The organism is Candidatus Enterococcus murrayae, from assembly GCF_017315985.1.
Classification (GTDB): domain Bacteria; phylum Bacillota; class Bacilli; order Lactobacillales; family Enterococcaceae; genus Enterococcus_A; species Enterococcus_A murrayae.
Window position 1 is genome coordinate 44,230 of the sequence record NZ_JAFLVR010000038.1, and the last position, 17,094, is coordinate 61,323.

At 37.6% G+C, this 17,094-nt stretch carries 14 protein-coding genes; 3 read left to right on the plus strand and 11 right to left on the minus strand.

Going from position 1 to position 17,094, the window contains the following annotated elements; genetic code table 11:
- Positions 1–3: 3 nt before the first annotated feature.
- The 4 genes from JZO85_RS15940 to JZO85_RS15955 form a co-directional block, all read right to left on the minus strand.
- On the minus strand, positions 4–852 hold the full coding sequence (locus tag JZO85_RS15940) for a PRD domain-containing protein (RefSeq protein ID WP_242550388.1): 849 nt from the start codon (positions 850–852) through the stop codon (positions 4–6).
- A gap of 216 nt (positions 853–1,068) precedes the next feature.
- Positions 1,069–1,428 (minus strand): MmcQ/YjbR family DNA-binding protein, encoded by a 360-nt coding sequence (locus tag JZO85_RS15945; RefSeq protein ID WP_207109513.1) that lies wholly within the window; start codon positions 1,426–1,428, stop codon positions 1,069–1,071.
- A gap of 43 nt (positions 1,429–1,471) precedes the next feature.
- The gene (locus JZO85_RS15950; protein WP_207109514.1) at positions 1,472–2,314 is read right to left on the minus strand and encodes a PhzF family phenazine biosynthesis protein; all 843 of its coding nucleotides are present in this window, start codon (positions 2,312–2,314) and stop codon (positions 1,472–1,474) included.
- 27 nt (positions 2,315–2,341) lie between these two features.
- Positions 2,342–3,127 carry a LysR family transcriptional regulator gene (locus tag JZO85_RS15955; RefSeq protein ID WP_207109515.1) on the minus strand — a complete coding sequence of 262 codons (786 nt, stop codon included), beginning with the start codon at positions 3,125–3,127 and terminating at the stop codon, positions 2,342–2,344.
- Between the two features lie 121 nt (positions 3,128–3,248).
- Between JZO85_RS15955 and JZO85_RS15960 the strand changes: the two genes are divergently transcribed.
- Complete coding sequence (locus JZO85_RS15960) at positions 3,249–3,755, plus strand: DUF4865 family protein (protein WP_242550391.1); 507 nt, start codon at positions 3,249–3,251, stop codon at positions 3,753–3,755.
- A gap of 155 nt (positions 3,756–3,910) precedes the next feature.
- On the opposite strand, the gene JZO85_RS15965 is transcribed toward JZO85_RS15960, so the two are convergent.
- The 3 genes from JZO85_RS15965 to JZO85_RS15975 are packed head-to-tail and all read right to left on the minus strand — an operon-like array spanning position 3,911 to position 8,699.
- The gene (locus JZO85_RS15965) at positions 3,911–5,377 is read right to left on the minus strand and encodes a glycoside hydrolase family 1 protein (RefSeq protein ID WP_207109517.1); all 1,467 of its coding nucleotides are present in this window, start codon (positions 5,375–5,377) and stop codon (positions 3,911–3,913) included.
- Positions 5,377–6,825: a glycoside hydrolase family 1 protein gene (locus JZO85_RS15970; protein WP_207109518.1), complete on the minus strand. Its 1,449-nt coding sequence runs from the start codon at positions 6,823–6,825 to the stop codon at positions 5,377–5,379. The genes JZO85_RS15965 and JZO85_RS15970 overlap by 1 nt, the downstream gene beginning before the upstream one ends.
- Positions 6,826–6,830: 5 nt before the next feature.
- Entirely contained in the window at positions 6,831–8,699 is a 1,869-nt protein-coding gene (locus tag JZO85_RS15975; protein ID WP_207109519.1) for a beta-glucoside-specific PTS transporter subunit IIABC, read from the minus strand.
- Between the two features lie 120 nt (positions 8,700–8,819).
- Between JZO85_RS15975 and JZO85_RS15980 the strand changes: the two genes are divergently transcribed.
- On the plus strand, positions 8,820–9,638 hold the full coding sequence (locus JZO85_RS15980) for a MurR/RpiR family transcriptional regulator (RefSeq protein WP_207109520.1): 819 nt from the start codon (positions 8,820–8,822) through the stop codon (positions 9,636–9,638).
- A 252-nt stretch (positions 9,639–9,890) separates the two neighbouring features.
- On the opposite strand, the gene JZO85_RS15985 is transcribed toward JZO85_RS15980, so the two are convergent.
- Both JZO85_RS15985 and JZO85_RS15990 read right to left on the minus strand, forming a co-directional pair.
- Complete coding sequence (locus JZO85_RS15985) at positions 9,891–12,332, minus strand: glycyl radical protein (RefSeq protein ID WP_207109521.1); 2,442 nt, start codon at positions 12,330–12,332, stop codon at positions 9,891–9,893.
- Between the two features lie 140 nt (positions 12,333–12,472).
- A complete protein-coding gene (locus JZO85_RS15990) occupies positions 12,473–13,216 on the minus strand; it encodes a DeoR/GlpR family DNA-binding transcription regulator (RefSeq protein ID WP_207109522.1) in 744 nt (247 codons plus the stop codon).
- 145 nt (positions 13,217–13,361) lie between these two features.
- Between JZO85_RS15990 and JZO85_RS15995 the strand changes: the two genes are divergently transcribed.
- A complete protein-coding gene (locus tag JZO85_RS15995) occupies positions 13,362–14,138 on the plus strand; it encodes a glycyl-radical enzyme activating protein (RefSeq protein ID WP_207109528.1) in 777 nt (258 codons plus the stop codon).
- A 165-nt stretch (positions 14,139–14,303) separates the two neighbouring features.
- Here the strand turns inward: JZO85_RS15995 and ptsG are convergent, their stop codons facing one another.
- Both ptsG and JZO85_RS16005 read right to left on the minus strand, forming a co-directional pair.
- Positions 14,304–16,364, minus strand: a complete 2,061-nt coding sequence (gene ptsG, locus JZO85_RS16000; protein ID WP_207109523.1) for a glucose-specific PTS transporter subunit IIBC — start codon at positions 16,362–16,364, stop codon at positions 14,304–14,306.
- On the minus strand, positions 16,361–16,807 hold the full coding sequence (locus JZO85_RS16005; RefSeq protein ID WP_207109524.1) for an RDD family protein: 447 nt from the start codon (positions 16,805–16,807) through the stop codon (positions 16,361–16,363). Before JZO85_RS16005 ends, ptsG begins: the two co-directional genes overlap by 4 nt.
- Between the last annotated feature and the right edge of the window lie 287 nt (positions 16,808–17,094).

The following is a 17,094-nucleotide window of genomic DNA, read 5'->3' on the forward strand; positions in this document are numbered from 1 at the left end:
TTTTTACTCCTCGCTTTCTTTTCTTTGAGCTACACGACTAATGTGCAGCATTAGATAGGTTTCTTCATCCTTGGTCAATTCTTTTTGGAATTGTTGATACAAGTACTTGCTGATCTTTTGAACACATAGAAAGGCTTGTGGATACATCATTCGAACTTGTTTATTTATTTCAGTTTCTTGACTACTATAGATTTCACCAGCGGCGACACGTTGCGCAAAATAGCGTAAGTGCGTCACTAGCCGGTTATAATTCATTGATCCCTCATCCAATTGAATTTGATAATGCATTTTGATAATGGTTAAAATATCGCCCACCAGCCTCATCTCTTTCATCGTATCTTCAATGGATACCTTCGTTTCCTGTAAATTAATCAAATGAAGTGCAATAGAGACCGCTTCACTTTCTGGAAAATCCACCTTTGTTTCTTCGAAAATGATGGTTAATGCCTGCTTACTGAGCTCATACTGCTTGGGATAGAACTTTCTTACCTCCCATGCCAGCGGACTAACAATATACTGACCCTTTTCTGCACGTTTTAATGAATAATCAACATGATCAAGCAAGGTCAAATATAAATAATCATTGACTGCTTCCCCAAGCTCTTCTTCAACCAAACGAACGATTCGGGTGGTCGCTTTCAGAATTTCTTGATTCACATTGCTTAAAAGATAGCTGTAATTTTCTAAAACATCATTTGAATCCGGTACAAAAACTTTATCAACTTCATCGGCTGAGATAGAATCACCAACTTTTTTTCTAAACGATAGACCATTCGAAAGAACGATGAGATCTAGTTCACCTCTTTGCACAAGCGCAACATTATTATTTAATATTTGACGAATTTTCATCATCTATCCTCCTTTCAGACAAAAAGAAAACTCAAACCATGCTAAATAAGACTTTTAGCGTGGTTTGAGTCTGCCTGCATTCAGTAACATACTCACTCTTTCCTTCTGTGGCGAAAGAAAGGGTTTTCTTTTTTCATTTTCATTCTATCATCTATCGATTGGTTGTCAAGATAAAAATTATAAAAAACATTAGTAATAAATTTTTATTGTTTATTCTGACTACTTTACAGTAAGCTGATAGCTGTCTTCAATCAGCCCTGCTATCTGTTCAAAATGCTCGACTTGCGAAAGGTCGACCGTGATCCAATGATCTTTATTCATATGATACGCTGGATAAATAAATGGGCTGTTTCGTATGATATCGCCTAGTACAGGATCGATTTTTACATCGATAATCTCGATCATTTCATTATTCTCTCCATAGAGCTTATTTTGAGGAACTGTCATAATCAGGCAAAACCATTTCTTTCCCCTCGTATGTCGGAATACACAGTAATTTGGGAATTTTTCAAAAATATACTCTGGTAAGCTATTGTATTTTTCCTCAATATACTTCATTATTTCTTTTTTCGTAATCATTTTCGTCCGCCCTTATTCCTAAAATTCTGCACAAGCCCTTCATCTATGCGTATTTTTTTGTCTCGCAATAGTAGCCCTTCCCGCCAACACAAACTTTTTCTATTTCATTTTTATCGTTGGTTGTTAATCTGACTACTATTTCTGAAGGGGAGTTTAATGAATACCCCTGTTCAAATACATAACGTTCTTTTTTTAAATAATTTTGTTCGTAAAGAAAGCAGGCTAATGCGGCATTGGATGTTCCTGTCGCAGATTCTTCATTGATATCATAACGCGGGGCAAAATTTCGGCAAATAATTCGGTCGCCGTTAAAAGCAAACAGATGAGTACCAACCACGTCATATTTCCTACTAATTTCTTCTATTCCTTTAAAATTTGGCCGCAGGTTATGCAATTCTGTTTCGCTTTTTATAGGTATCAAAATATCTTTTAATCCCGTCGAGACTATTTGAATTGGACAGTTGTCATCTACAGTATGACTATCGAAGCAATCGACAAGTTCCTGCGGAGATAAACGATCATGGAACACTGGTCTATTTTGCTCCATAAAGATGGTGTCCCCTTCTATCTCAATAGCCAGTATCCCGCTATTAGTTTCGATCGTGTATTGATTCTTAGAGAGTTTATTTTGATGCATTAAAATCACAAAAGCGCCAATTGTAGCATGACCGCATAAATCAACTTCTTCTTTGGGAGTAAAATAGGCAAATTTATAATCAGCAACGTGTGATTCTGAAACAAATGCTGTCTCAGCATAACCTAGCTGTTTAGCTATTTCTTTTTTGTTAGTAGTCGTCAAATCTTTCTCAAACAATACGACCCCAGCCTTATTACCGCCTTTATGATCCTTACTAAATGCACTTGCAACATAAACTGTTAGTTCCATCTATCATCCTCCTTGTCTGCTTCTGCTCTATCTCTCCAATGTTAAATTAATTTCACTACTCTTGAGCTGATAGGAATAGATTTTAACCGGTGGTAATAAGCTGGTTTCAAAAATTTTCAAAGAGGCATTTAATCGAACAGTCTCTTTTGGAAGAATGGCGATTGCGTCATGTTCTTGCAGCATGTCTAAAAGTACATCCAACGTATCCACCTCAATAATAGGCATATCTGTTAAGTGATGCTCTTCTAAATAGGCAAGTGTCGCCTTTCGATATGGACACTCTTTATCTCGATTGATTAGCACTGTTTGCTGGTGAAAAGATGGCTGGATCTCCTTCGAATAGAGCCAAAAGATCGATTCTTCCGTAAATTCCGTTTCTTTTAATTCAGTATCGGCGATTTTTTTATTTAAAAGGACCATGTCCAATTTCTGTGATTTCAATTGTTCTAGCAAATTCATTGCTGTATCAGTAAAAATGAGCCACTCATTGTTAAAAAAATACTGCCGCAAATAGTTTTTAGTGATTGTTTGAGTCGCTCCAAGTCTTATTTTGCTCTTATTGCCTAAAAAATTGGTTTCCATATCGGAAATGGTTGCTAAAAGAGTGTCCACATACCTTAAAAACTGCTCCCCATCCTCCGTTAATACCATTCCTTTATTCGTACGATAAAAGAGTGTTTTCCCAAGCTCCTCTTCCAGTTTAGTCAACCGCTTGCTGATATTTGATTGAACATAACCCAGACTATCAGCGGCTTTGATGGTTGAATTAAAACGAACGATTGATTCAAATATTTTTAAATCATTGATTTCCATGAAATCCTCCCTTCGCTATTCCAACAGAGCATAGCTAGTATGAATTTAAACCATTATACAGTCGTTTTTGGGCCTTGTATAATAAAAATGATTAAGAAAGGAAATGATAGTTGTGAACGTCATGCAATACAAGGTCCTCTTGCCAATGGATTACGACATGGAGATCATCCGACAACGAGTGAAAACTAACGGCTTTAAAACAGACGGCTTTCAAGATTTACTGCTGAAAAGCTATTTAATGATTGATAGTGAAACTAGAAAAGAATATTCACCTTTATATCTTTGGAATAATGAAGCTGGAATGAACAAGTTTATATTTGAAGGCTTTTATGACAATATCCTGACCTCCTTCGGCTGGCAAACGATCACTAGTGCCATTCCCCTTCAAGTTGAATTAGGTGACTCCATTAAAGAATCCGCCTATGTTTTAGAAATCGAACACGATATTTTGCCAACGACAAAGATGGTCCTTCCTGAGTTTTCCTTGGAAAAATCAACGGAAACAGGACGTGTGCTGATCTATAATCCCGCTAAGTGGAAATACGTTGAGTTCTATTTCTTCATTGAAAAACCGACTCAGCGAAAAACGTCAGATACAGTTTACGAGATTCTCCATCTTTCTATGTAAAAGTATCGATTGCTGCTTTATGCGATGGATTGTTTTTTTTAAATGAAAAGCGTTCAAAGGACTGTTACATCAATCCTTTGAACGCGTATTCTTTAATGCATTGCATTCGCCTGTCTTTTATTGTGATTATTAATTGAAAATCTTAAAAAATCAAGCTAATTTAAATACAGGGATCTACCATTGGTTTCAATCACTTTTTTATACCAATGAAATGAATCTTTCTTATATCGATCATAACTACCATTTCCCAAATCATCAGCATCTACATATATAAAACCATACCGTTTACTCATTTGAGAAGTCGAGGCACTTACTATATCAATGATTCCCCACGAGGTATAACCTATGACCTCCACTCCTTCTGAAATCGCCCGATCTATCTCCTTGAAATGCTGTTTAAAATAATCAATCCGATAATCATCATGGACCGTTCCATCAACAAACTCGTCAATTGAGCCAATGCCATTCTCTACGATGAACAAAGGCAGATGATAGCGATCATATAGATCAATCAAACTTATCCTTAATCCTACAGGGTCTACTTGCCAGCCCCAAGCACTTGTTTCCAAATACGGATTTTTCACGCTTGTGATCAAATTGCCACCAACTTTTTCCATGTCCTTCTCATTTACAGTCTTTATCATGGACATGTAATAACTAAAAGAAACAAAATCAACAGTATGTTGCTTTAAAATTTCCTCGTCACCAGATAATTGCTTGATCTCAATCTTTTCATCCTCAAAATACTTCTTCATAAATTGTGGATATTCTCCAAATACTTGAACATCGGAATAAAAGTAATTTTCTCGATTATGCCTTTGAGCTAAAGCAACATCCTCTGGATTGGAATTTAGTGGATAGGCTAACGTTCGGGTCAGCATTGCTCCCACCTTAGCATTTGGCAGTGTTTCATGAATATATTTTGTTGCTAAGCTACTCGCAATAAATTGATGATGCAAGGCTTGATAGATTGCTGCTTCAGCCTCTTTTTTACTTTCATACTTTTCCTCAACAACGCCGACAGTTGTAAATGGATGTCTAAAGACACTGTCTATTTCGTTAAAAGTCAGCCAATAGTTAATATACTGACCAAAATTATCTACACAAACTTTTACAAATCTCTCAAACATGCTGATTACATCTCTCGACACCCAACCATCGTAGTGATTAACTAAATATAACGGCATTTCATAATGAGAAAGAGTTACCACAGGTTCAATCTCATTACGTTCCATTTCTTTAAACAAGTTCACGTAAAAGTTGATACCTTCAGTATTTGGTTCCTCCTCAATTCCATTTGGAAAGATTCTTGTCCAGGCAATTGACGTTCTTAAGCATTTAATTCCCAATTCTTTGAAAAGAGTGAGGTCTTCTTTATATCGGTGATAAAAATCAATTCCGCGTCTTTTAGGCCAATACACAACATCCTCTGTCTGCATTCCTTCTTTAATTTGCTCTGGAGTTACATGCCATTGACTGACATAGTCTTTGACGTCTAATTCAGGACGATATTTTGCTACGTCTGCAACTGATAGACCTTTCCCTCCTATATTCCAAGCACCTTCTGCTTGATTCGCAGCGATTGCGCCGCCCCATAGAAAGTCTTTAGGAAAATTGCTCATTATTGTATCACTGCTCCTTGTTTACTATACGATGAATAGTCCAAGTTATCGCCATTTGTTTCAATCACTTGTTTGTAGTATTCAAAACTGGCCTTCTTCTTTCGTTCTAATGTACCAGTACCATCGTTCATTTTATCAACATAGATAAATCCGTACCGTTTCTCCATTTCTCCTGTTCCTGCAGACACAATATCAATCGGTCCCCACCAGGTATAGCCAATTATATTCGCACCATCAGCGATGGCTTGATCCATCGCTTGAACATGTTCATCTAAATAGCTCATTCGCTCAAGATCATAAATATTGCCATCATCAGCCACTACATCTCTTAGACCAATACCATTTTCTACAATAAATAGGGGTTTCTGATAGCGATCCGTTAATTCATTACATACGTATCGTAAAGCCAGAGGATCAATTGGCCAGCCCCATTCGGTTTCCTTTAAGTAAGGATTTTTCTTACCGAGTAAGCCTCCAGTGTTTCCTAATATTTTCATTCCCGCTTCATGAAGAGAACTTCGATAAAAGCTAAACCCTAAATAATCACACGTGCCTTTTTTTATAATATCTAAATCATCCGCTCCAATTTCTAATTTCAACTTATTTTCTTTTTTTATTCTTTCAAAATATGATGGATATACGCCTCTCAATTGAACATCACTGTAAAACAATGATCGTTGTCTTAATTGATAAGATTCAAATACATCTTTCGGATCACAGGAAGCTGGATAAATCGGACTTAATGAAAGCATGCAGCCAATTTGGTTAGCGGGATTGATTTTTTTCCCTAAGATTACAGCCTGTGCACTTGCTACAAACATATTGTGACTAGCTTGATACATGTCATTCAATTTCTCTTGCTCGTCATCATTCTGAATAGTTAATCCTGCGGCTAATAACGGTAACGTATGTGTGTGGTTAATCTCATTGAAGGTCATCCAATAACGTACTTGGTCTTTATATCTTTCAAAAATTATTTGACAAAAATTCTCAAAAAATCCGATCAGTTTGCGGTTCTTCCAACCTCCATATTTAGTAACTAAATTTAATGGCGTTTCAAAATGTGAGATTGTCACTACAGGTTCTATCCCGTACTTTAACAATTCATTGAACACCTTATCGTAAAACGCCAACCCTTTTTCATTTGGCTTCTTTTCATCACCATTAGGATATACTCGGCTCCATGCAATTGAGAGCCTAAAACATTTCATACCTAATTCAGCGAAAAGTGCAATATCCTCTTTATAATGGTGATAAAAATCAATTGCTTCATGACTAGGATAATACTTTTTCTTATCAATCTCGGTCGATAAATCGCTAAAGCGCTCCGGCCCTACTGGTAAAATATCCGCTATACTGGCCCCTTTGCCGTCAACATTCCATGCTCCTTCAGCCTGATTGGCAGCTATGGCTCCGCCCCATAAAAAACCTTCTTGAAAGTGGCTCATTGTTCTTAAACAGCTCCCTCTACTAATAAAATTTCAGTCAATTGTGTAATATCAGAGTTATTACTATCGAGTATTTTCAACCGTTTCTCTTTCACATCATTCGTGAAAATCACCATCGTAGTTGGATCAAACCCAGCTTCCTCAATAGCTTGTAGATTCACTGTGCCGATTTTCTGACCTCTTGTAACTTGATCGCCGGCTTTTATTTTCATATCAAAAATACCTTTTTCTAGATCCACCGTGTTTAAGCCGATATGAATTAATACTTCAGTTCCTGCAGCGGTTTTTATTCCAAAGGCATGTCCAGTCGGAAAAATAGTCACTACTTCCCCTGAAATTGGAGACTTCACCTCATTGTTAGTAGGGTATACCGCTAACCCATTTCCCATTGCTCTTGAAGAGAAAACCTCGTCGTTCACATCATCTAAAGTAATTGCTTCCCCATCAAAAGGTAGGCTGACGGTCAACTCGTCACGATCATCACTCACACTATCTTCGAGTTTTCCAGCTTCGCCCAGACCTAAAATGTATGTCAGCACTGCCGAACCAAAAAAGGCAAGACTGATTCCAATAACGTAGTAAATGAATGTATCGCCAAAAAAGGCCGGCAAGGTTGTTAATGCTGGGAAAACATATACTATCGCTTTGGTTTTCATCGCTCCCATGAAAGCACCTGTGATACCACCAACAATAGTTTGGGCAATGAGCGGCTTTTTATATTTGACAGAAAGTCCATAAACTATTGGCTCTGTGATTCCGCCTAACAGCGCCGGTAGAATGGAAGATAAGGCTAACCCTTTAGTATTTTTATTTTTACTTCTTAAAAACACTCCCAAAGCAACGCCTGCACTAGCAAAAGTGGCTGCCGCAATCATTGGTCGTAAAGTATCGTATCCATAAGTAGCCAAGTTGTTGACCATTATTGGAACAACACCCCAATGAATCCCGATCATTACTAAGAAGGTCCAGCCTCCCCCAATTAACAATCCTGCTAATAATCCACTCTTATCGCTCACAAAATTCATGATATTTCCTAGACCATCACCTAACATGACTCCAACCGGGCCTATAACTAAAACTGTCAAAGGAACCATGATTAGCAAAGCCACCATCGAAAGTGCAAATATTTCCATACTCTTTGGAATTATTTTTTTCAGTAGTTTTTCTACGTGTGAATAGACATATATAGAAACGATTGCCGGAATGACTGTTCCCGAATAGCCCATCAGTACAGCAGGAATCCCGAAAAAATCAACGGTAATACCATTTTCAGTAACTAGGGATGTAAAATTAGGCTCTAGTAGCGCTCCTACAATTGCTAATGAAATGAACATATTCACTTTAAAAATCCTAGCTGCACTGATTGCTAAAAATAGTGGCAGAAAGTAGAAGACACTATTACCAGCAGCTGACAAAATTTTATACGTACTCTCTTCAGCGCTTAATAAATTATAGGTAGACAGTACAACAAGCAAAGCCTTCAACATTCCTGCTCCAGCTAAAGCAATAATGATTGGATTAAAAATTGCGGATAATACATTGAAGAACCGAATAATAACATTTCCAGATTTTTCCTCTTCTGTATCCTCTCCTCCATCATTTTCAATTGCATTCACAATTGAATAGTTATTCATGATTGTTTTAAAGACATCACTAACATGATTTCCAATAACAATTTGAAATTGACCATTGCCTTCAATCACAGATAATACCCCATCAAGATTTTGAATTTTCTCTTTATTTTCTCGTGCGATATCGACATTTTTCAGTTTAAATCTCAGCCTTGTAATGCAATGATACAAACTAGTCACATTTTGTTCGCCACCTACGTATGCTATAATGTCACTAGTAAGTTTGCTATAATCTTTTTTCATAAAATTACTCCTTTTCTAGTTTCGTAAAAGCGCTTTACACTGCATACTATAACAGGATTTTTCCTCTTTACTGCAAAGTTCGAAATTTGGAAACCTAATTTAATTTGAAAGGATTTTCTCATGAATTTATTGATCGTTCGTCTAATCACTTTCTTGAATGGACAAACTACAGAAACAACCAATTACCATATTGCAGTTACCATGCTGAATCATTATGATAATATTTGTTCAATGAGTATTGGTGAAATTGCTAAGTTATGTGATGTCTCAAAATCAACAGTTTCAAAATTTGCGCGAACACTTGGATTTGATGACTATATTGACTTAAAGGACAATGCCGTTTTTATCGAAAATCGTTTCAACAACCCCTTAAATTACGTCTCTAATATTATTACATCAATAGAAAACGAAGGATACAATGAATACTTTGATGCGATTATCAAGGACATCGACTTTTTCAAATCTCACTTTGATTTGTCTATCTTTGATCGAGTGGCAAAAGAAATATATACCCATGACAAGGTAATGGCGTTTGGATTGATTTTTTCTGAATCGGCTGCAATTGATTTGCAATATAAGCTTGCTTATAACGGAAAATTTATTCATACTTTTCAAGATGATTTGGTTCAAGAAAATTTCTTAAGAACTGCAAAAGAGGATACTCTTATCTTAATATTTACAAATTCAGGTAACTATCTTACTAAGCAGCAAATACGTGCGGGTACTCCGAAAAAATCCTTTTTTTCTCAAACAAAGGCTAAAATTATTGTCATCTCTTCTAATCCTAAAGTACTTGACTTCCCTTTTGTTGAGGATGCAATTATCTTCCCTCATCAGACCAATTATCAAACACACACTTTTATGTACCATTTAATTACAGATCTCATCGTTGCAAGGTATCGAAAAATCAAAAATAATGAAGTTCCATATGACCGCTAACATTATTTGAAGGCGCGAGTCATCATCGTGCCTCATGTTCAGCTTAAGAGGCTAAGTTTAAAGAAAATTAGTTGTTTAAAAGGGATCAATACCGGAATCCAAATCAGATAAAAATGGAACATATCGATAGAGAAGACCTGTCGATATGTTCCATTTTATATTTATAAGTTTATACTTCTTGTTACAATAACTTTTCTAAAGAGGATAAAAATCGATGCCCGAGAGCAGCAAAGCTCTCAGACATCTCATTCACTATATTACGTGTTCCGTTCTTTCGATAATGTCATCTTGTGTAGCTTTTGATAAAACATTGAAGAACGCAGAGTAGCCTGCCACTCGAACGATTAGATCACGATGTTTTTCAGGATGCGTTTGAGCATCGATAAGCGTCTCGCGGGACACTACATTATATTGAATATGATACCCATGCAATTTATTGAAGAACGCACGCAACAGCATAATCAATTTTTGTTTGTCTTCTTCTTTAGCCAGCGTCTGAGGATTTACTTTTTGGTTCAGTAATACGCCACCGATGATTTCTTCTGTTCTCAATTTAGAAACCGATTTTAAAACAGAAGTCGGCCCGTTCTTATCCATATTATGCGATGGCGAACAGCCTTCTGCTAATGGCACCCAAGCATTCCGTCCATCTGGGGTCGCCATTGTTCCTTTGCCCTGTCCAACATTTGCTGAAATTGATGAAGTCCCTGAATATCTTGTGCCCCCGATTGGCCCTCTGCCAAAGCGCGTACTAGGATATTTTTTTACTTCTTCAATATAACTATCATAGGCTTCACGTACCAATTGATCTGTGTAATCATCATCGTTGCCATATTTTGGGACATCCTCTAGGATCATCTTTTGAATCTCTCTACCCTTTTCAGTAGAGTAATCGGTCATCAAAGCATCCCACAGCTCACTTTGAGTGAATCTTTCTTCTTCAAATACCAGCATCTTGATTGCCGCTAATGAATCGGCCAAGTTCGCAATTCCGACTTGAAGCCCAGAAATGAAATCGTAAACGGCTCCGCCTTCCTTCAATGTTTTCCCGCGTCCGATACAGTCTTCCGTCAATGCAGAGCACAAGATATCTGGGACATCACGCTCAAGGCCTAAGTCAATGGCATTTTCTACGATGACACTCATTCGAGTTAATTCACGTACCGTTTTATCCCATGCATCTTGCAGCTCTTCAAAAGAGTTCATCTCTTTAAAATGACCGTAGCCTTTGACAAAGCGTTTACCAGATACTGGGTCAATACCATCATTCATTGCGATCATTAAGATTTTAGGGAAATTCATATAGCTCATTCCCGTACAACGATATCCCCATTTCCCTGGTACTGCCGTCTCTACACAGCCGATTGCACTATAATCATAGGCATCTTCTTCTGTGACGCCAATATTGATAAATGATGGAATGATGATCTCATCATTATTGAATGCCGGCATCCCAAAACCAATCTTCATTACTTCGATACACTCATTCATAAACTGGTTGTCTAATCCAGAGTGATAACGAACTGTTAAGTTCGGTTGAGGTAATTTTGTTTGAGCAACACTCCGCAAGACTAGATAAGAAAGTGGATTAACTGCATCTTTTTTCTCTCTTGTTTGTCCACCAATGGTCACATTTTGATACAATGGAGAACCTGCACTGCTAAAGGTATGCGCTTGACTACGAACTTTGTTGACAGTAAGTGTCTTTATCCAAAGGTTGGTAAGTAGCTCGACGGCTTTATCCTCGGTAATAGTCCCTTTTTCCAAATCGGCCTCTAAGTAGGGATACATGTACTGATCGAAACGACCGTAGGATAAGGAATGACCATTCGATTCTATTTGTAATAGTAATTGAATGAACCACACGGATTGTACAGCTTCAAGGAAAGTTTCAGCTGGCTGGTTAGGGACCTTGGCACAGACCCGACTGATTTCCAACAATTCCGCTTTTCTTTCTGGCGCAGCTGTTTCAGCCATTTCCTTAGCTAACTTTGAGTAACGCTCAGCAAATGTTTGAACAGCATCTAAGACGATTAAAATTGAATTGTAGAAATGGTATTTATCGATACTTTCAGGAATAGTCAAATCCAAATTAGCTTTTTCTTTCAGCGTTCTTTGGCGATAGCCCTCAAGACCAACTTCCAATACTTGACGATAGTCTACGGCCAAGTGAGCATCGCCAGAATTCATCTTACCTTCCATTCCAAAGAATCCCGTTTCCATAAAGACGGATACCTCATCAGGTAGTAAAGCTCCGGCTTTCGCGCGCAAGTTGTTGTTTTCCCAGAAAGAGGCGATTGATCGCAAATCTTCTTTCGTTTCTTCTGTAATGTAGAAAACATCACCATCGCGTTTTTCAAATAAATCTAACTCGTTAAGGACAAATTCCATTGTGTATTCTGGAAAAATCGGAGCATCTTTATTTGATGCTGCTTGGTTACCAACAATCATCGTTTCATCTTCAATATAGATCGACATTTTCTCTAAAATATTTTTCAGCATCAAGGCCCGCTTCATTACGCTTGGCTGACTTTGATGCTCTTTATAGGCCTCAGTTGCTAACAATGCGCGCTCAGCACAAATATAGGGTTTCTTGTTTAACACGGATTCACGGTAATCATTCATCCGTTTGGTTAAGTTGCCAAAATATGGCTGATTCTCAGCACTTTCTCTTTCTTTGATTTGAATACTCATTATTACCCCTCCTGTTTTACGTTCGAAACTAAAACTATCTTCTTTCGAATTAATAATAGCATTTTTTAGCAACCTTGGTCAATATTCTTTGTACTCCTTCGAAACTAAAAAAAAATTGCACATATGTGCAATTTTCATACTTAAACAGTGACCACATCAATATTCTTTTTGTTCAAAAACGTCAATGTTTCCTCTTTAATATTTGAGTCCGTATATACCTTACTGATTTCATCAAAACCAAATTCAGATACTACACCGTTTTGGGTAAACTTGCTTGAATCAGTAAGGACAATCGTTTGATTAGCGGCGGTTGATAAGGTCCGAGTCGTGTCACATCTCGTTATATCACTGCCGGTAAACCCTCTGCTTTGATCAAAGCCGTCAATACCAACAAATAGCTTATCTACAAAGAATTCACTAATGACTTGTTTGACCAGCGGACCAACATTGACCTGAGAGTCCTTTTGGTATTCGCCGCCGATCAAAATAACTTTTACGGAGTCCGCTTTTCTTATATAGGAAGCAATGAAACAAGAATTCGTAATGATGGTAATATCATTGCGATTAAATGCCAGCTCTTCTGCCAATAACGCACACGTTGAGCCTGATTCGATCATGATCACTTCACCGTCATTGACAAGCTTGCTTGCCTCCAGAGCGATTTTCATTTTTAAGTCGTAATTTTGGGCGAGCCGATAATTAATATCATCCATATTGTTTAATAGAGCAAAGCCATGTTGTCTGTGCAGCAATCCTCTTGACTCGAGTTTATCTAAATCCTTTCTAATTGTTACCTTTGAAACGTTCAACAATTCCGAAAGTTCGTTCACTTCAATTTTTTTCTTTTTACTTACTATTGAAATAATCTCTTCTTCTCTAGACATGCGTATCCTCCCTATCACTACAAGATTAACATATATCTGTTTAACCAACAATAAAACAAACATTATGATTACGTTCGTAACTAATTATATTTACGAATGATCCAACCTCTGGTATGATAAGCATGAGAATAAAAGGGGGATTATGATGACTACAGAAGCCTGCATCTTTAATATTCAAAAATTTAGTATTCACGACGGACCAGGAATTAGAACCGTTGTTTTTTTCAAGGGCTGTCCATTAAAATGTTTTTGGTGTTCAAATCCTGAATCACAATCTGGAAAACCCGAGCAAATGTGGGATAATCAAAAAAAAGAGCATACCACTGTTGGCGAATACAAAACAATGGACGAAATAATTACCGAAGTGATGAAGGATGAACCGTTTTATGAAGAATCTGATGGTGGAGTGACTTTATCTGGAGGAGAAGTTCTTTATCAAGCAGAATTTGCGACAGAACTTTTGCGTCAATTGAAAGAAAAAGGTATTCATACAGCTAGTGAAACGACAGGTTTTGCTAGAAATGACGTTTTTTCCAGCTTCATTGAACAAGTAGACCTTCTATATTTCGATGTAAAGCATCATAATGAAGAAAAGCATAAGGCTGGTACTGGTGTTTCGCTGAAACCGATTCTTAAAAACTTAAAAACCGCTCTTAGCTCCCACAAAAATTTAGTCGTTAGAATTCCGGTCATTCCTAATTTTAACGATGGTGCGGAGAATGCCACAAAATTTGCGGAACTGTTTAATGAGATAGGTATAGCAACAGTTGAATTATTACCCTTTCATCAATTTGGCGAAAAAAAATACGCCTTTCTTGATAGAGCCTATGACATGAAAGACATTCCTCAACTTCACACCGAGGAACTGGATTACTTCAAAAAAATATTGGAGGATCATCAGATTTTGTGTTCTGTTCATTAATAAAAACTGTAGACAACCTCCACAAAACGGACATTGTCTACAGTCTGAAGCATGCGAATATCGCATGCTTATTTTAATCAAAAATCTTCCTCGATTGACCAAGAGGCACATATTTGACAAATATAGTGCTACTATCAAGCACCCTATAATTTTCATTTGCTACAATTAGGCTAAATCAATGATTCCCGATTGATTCGCTTTCACAGAATTACCAGCTATTACTTTTAAGTTCTTATTGACCAGATTAGTAATAGCGACAATTGTCATCGTATTTTTTCCTTGTTCTTCTAGATAAGCCAAATCAACGACAAACAGTTTTTGCCCCTTATGAACCTCATCTCCTTCGTTAACGAGTACCTGGAATCCTTCCCCTTTTAATGAAACCGTATCAATACCCACGTGAACAATGATTTCAATTCCACAATCAGTAATCAGACCGATAGCGTGTTGAGTTGGAAAGACATTGACAACTTTTCCATCAATTGGCGAAACAATGACCTTGCCTTCAGGAATAATCGCAAATCCATCACCCATCATTTTTTGTGAGAAAACAGGATCTGGAACATCCGTCATTGGAAGTATTTTTCCAGAAGCGGGAGACACAATTTTATTCTTAATATCCGCACAGTTATTTTGAACTTGAATTTCTAGTGGTTCGCTTACTGAAGCGTTACTTTGCAACTCAGCTTCGGCAGGTCTCGCCATATTAGTATCAATGATCTCGTTAATGGTTGTAGCATAAATATCAGATTTCGCTCCAAAAATAGCTTGGAATCCATCACCCACGTGGACAACACCAACAGCACCAAGCTGTTTAAGCCTTGCTTCATCTACGATCGAGTTGTCCGCAAGTACCGTTCTTAAACGAGTAATACAGGCTTCAACAGATTTAAGGTTTGCTTTTCCTCCCAAAGCGTCGATAATATTCCAACTCACCGCTACATTATCACCCGTGGAAATCGCTCCATTTTCCTCATCCTCAACAGTATCTTCTCGACCAGGAGTTGGAAGATTAAACTTAACAATCATAAAGCGGAATACAAAGTAATAGACAACTGAGAAGCATAAGCCAACAGGAATTACTAACCACCAAGAGGTTCGATTAACCAAAACACCAAATAGAATGAAATCAATTAATCCACCAGAAAGTGTCATCCCGATCTTCACGCCTAAAATATTCATTACAGCAAAGGAAACACCGGCTAATAAACAATGAATACCATACAGTGCCGGCGCAATAAAGAGGAATGAAAATTCAAGCGGCTCTGTAATACCTGTTAAGAATGCAGTTAATGCCCCTGATAGCAGTATTCCGCTTGCCATCAATTTCTTTTCAGGCTTCGCCTCCTTGTACATTGCGTAAGCCGCGGCCGGAAGACCAAACATCATAAATGGGAATTTTCCAGTCATAAACGCTCCTGCAGTCAGCTCCACACCGTCACGCATTTGCTGGAAAAATATTTGCTGATCCCCGTGTATAAGTGCACCTGAAGTTGAGGTATAGGAACCAAATTGAAACCAAAATGGTGCATAAAATACATGGTGCAGTCCAAAGGGAATCAATGCCCGTTCAATTACCCCAAAAACAAAAACTGCCAATGTTTGATTTGCTTCGATCACCGTAGAAGAAAAACTTGTCAATGCTCCTTGAATCGGCGGCCAAATGAAACACAACAGCCCCGCTGCTAAAAGTGAAAATACAGCAGTAACCATCGGAACAAAACGCTTCCCTGAGAAGAAGCCTAAATAAGGAGGCAGCTCGATCTTATAAAATTTATTGAAGCAATTTGCTGCGATAACCCCTGCTACGATCCCGCCAAAAACACCTGTTTGTAAAGTCGGAATTCCTAATACGGTTGCATATTTCTGTCCATCCGCAAGAACCATTTCGGGAGTGATGCCCAGAACAGCGCCCATTGCCATATTCATCATTAAATACCCGACAACACCAGCAAGTGCGGCACTTCCATCATTCCTAGCGAGTCCGATCGAGACAGCGACCGCAAATAGTAACGGCAAATTTCCAAAAATGATTGAGCCCGATTGCTCCATTACATCCGCGACAACTTGAAACCATCCCGCTTGCAGAAATGTGAATTGATTTAGAACTGTTTCTTGATGAAATAGATTCCCAAATGCAAGTAAAATACCGGCAGCTGGTAAGGTTGCCACAGGCAGCATCAAAGATTTCCCTACCTTTTGTAAAATTCCAAATAGCTTTTTCATGTTCTTCCCATCCTTTTCTTTGTACTAAAGTATTTTTGGCTAACCATCATGCTTGCGAACAATCGATCAGCGATAGTATTGCCATCTTTCCTCCATAACATCAGAAACAAGTTAATTGCTAATGGCATGCCCAGCAGAACAATGTTCAAAAATAATTGCGACAAAAACCTTCCAGCTAAGATAATCCCATTTTTAAAAGTATCCTCATTCACAAATGAATAGACCAGTCCGTTCATTTTCATTCCTAAAGTTTGTCCTTTAAGAAAAAGAGGGACTGCCACATAACTTAGCATTCCTCCAACTAAAAGCCCCATCAAAAAAGAAATCTGCTGATTGATTCCACTTTGATAGAGACTAAATAGAAATATCCGGACAAGAATTGAATAAATAAAAAGATCGACGACCGCTGCAAAAAGCTTCCTGCTTTTGACTCCTTTTTTCATACACAACCCTCCTAACTTCTTTCGAAATATTTTACTGCTCTTTCGTAAGTAAAAAATTATCATTTGAAAGCGATTACGTCAATACACCTTGTGAAACTGGTTTCAAAAATGCACCTTTGTGCTTTTTTTGAACTTTTTTATTCTTAGTCCATTTAAATATTTGTTTGATAAATGATCCGTCTTCACGAAAACCAAGTAACTAGAAAATTCCTAAAAAACTAATTTAACAACTAAGATATGAACCGCTTTTATTTTCAGTTCTCCGAATATTCACCTTGTATATTTAA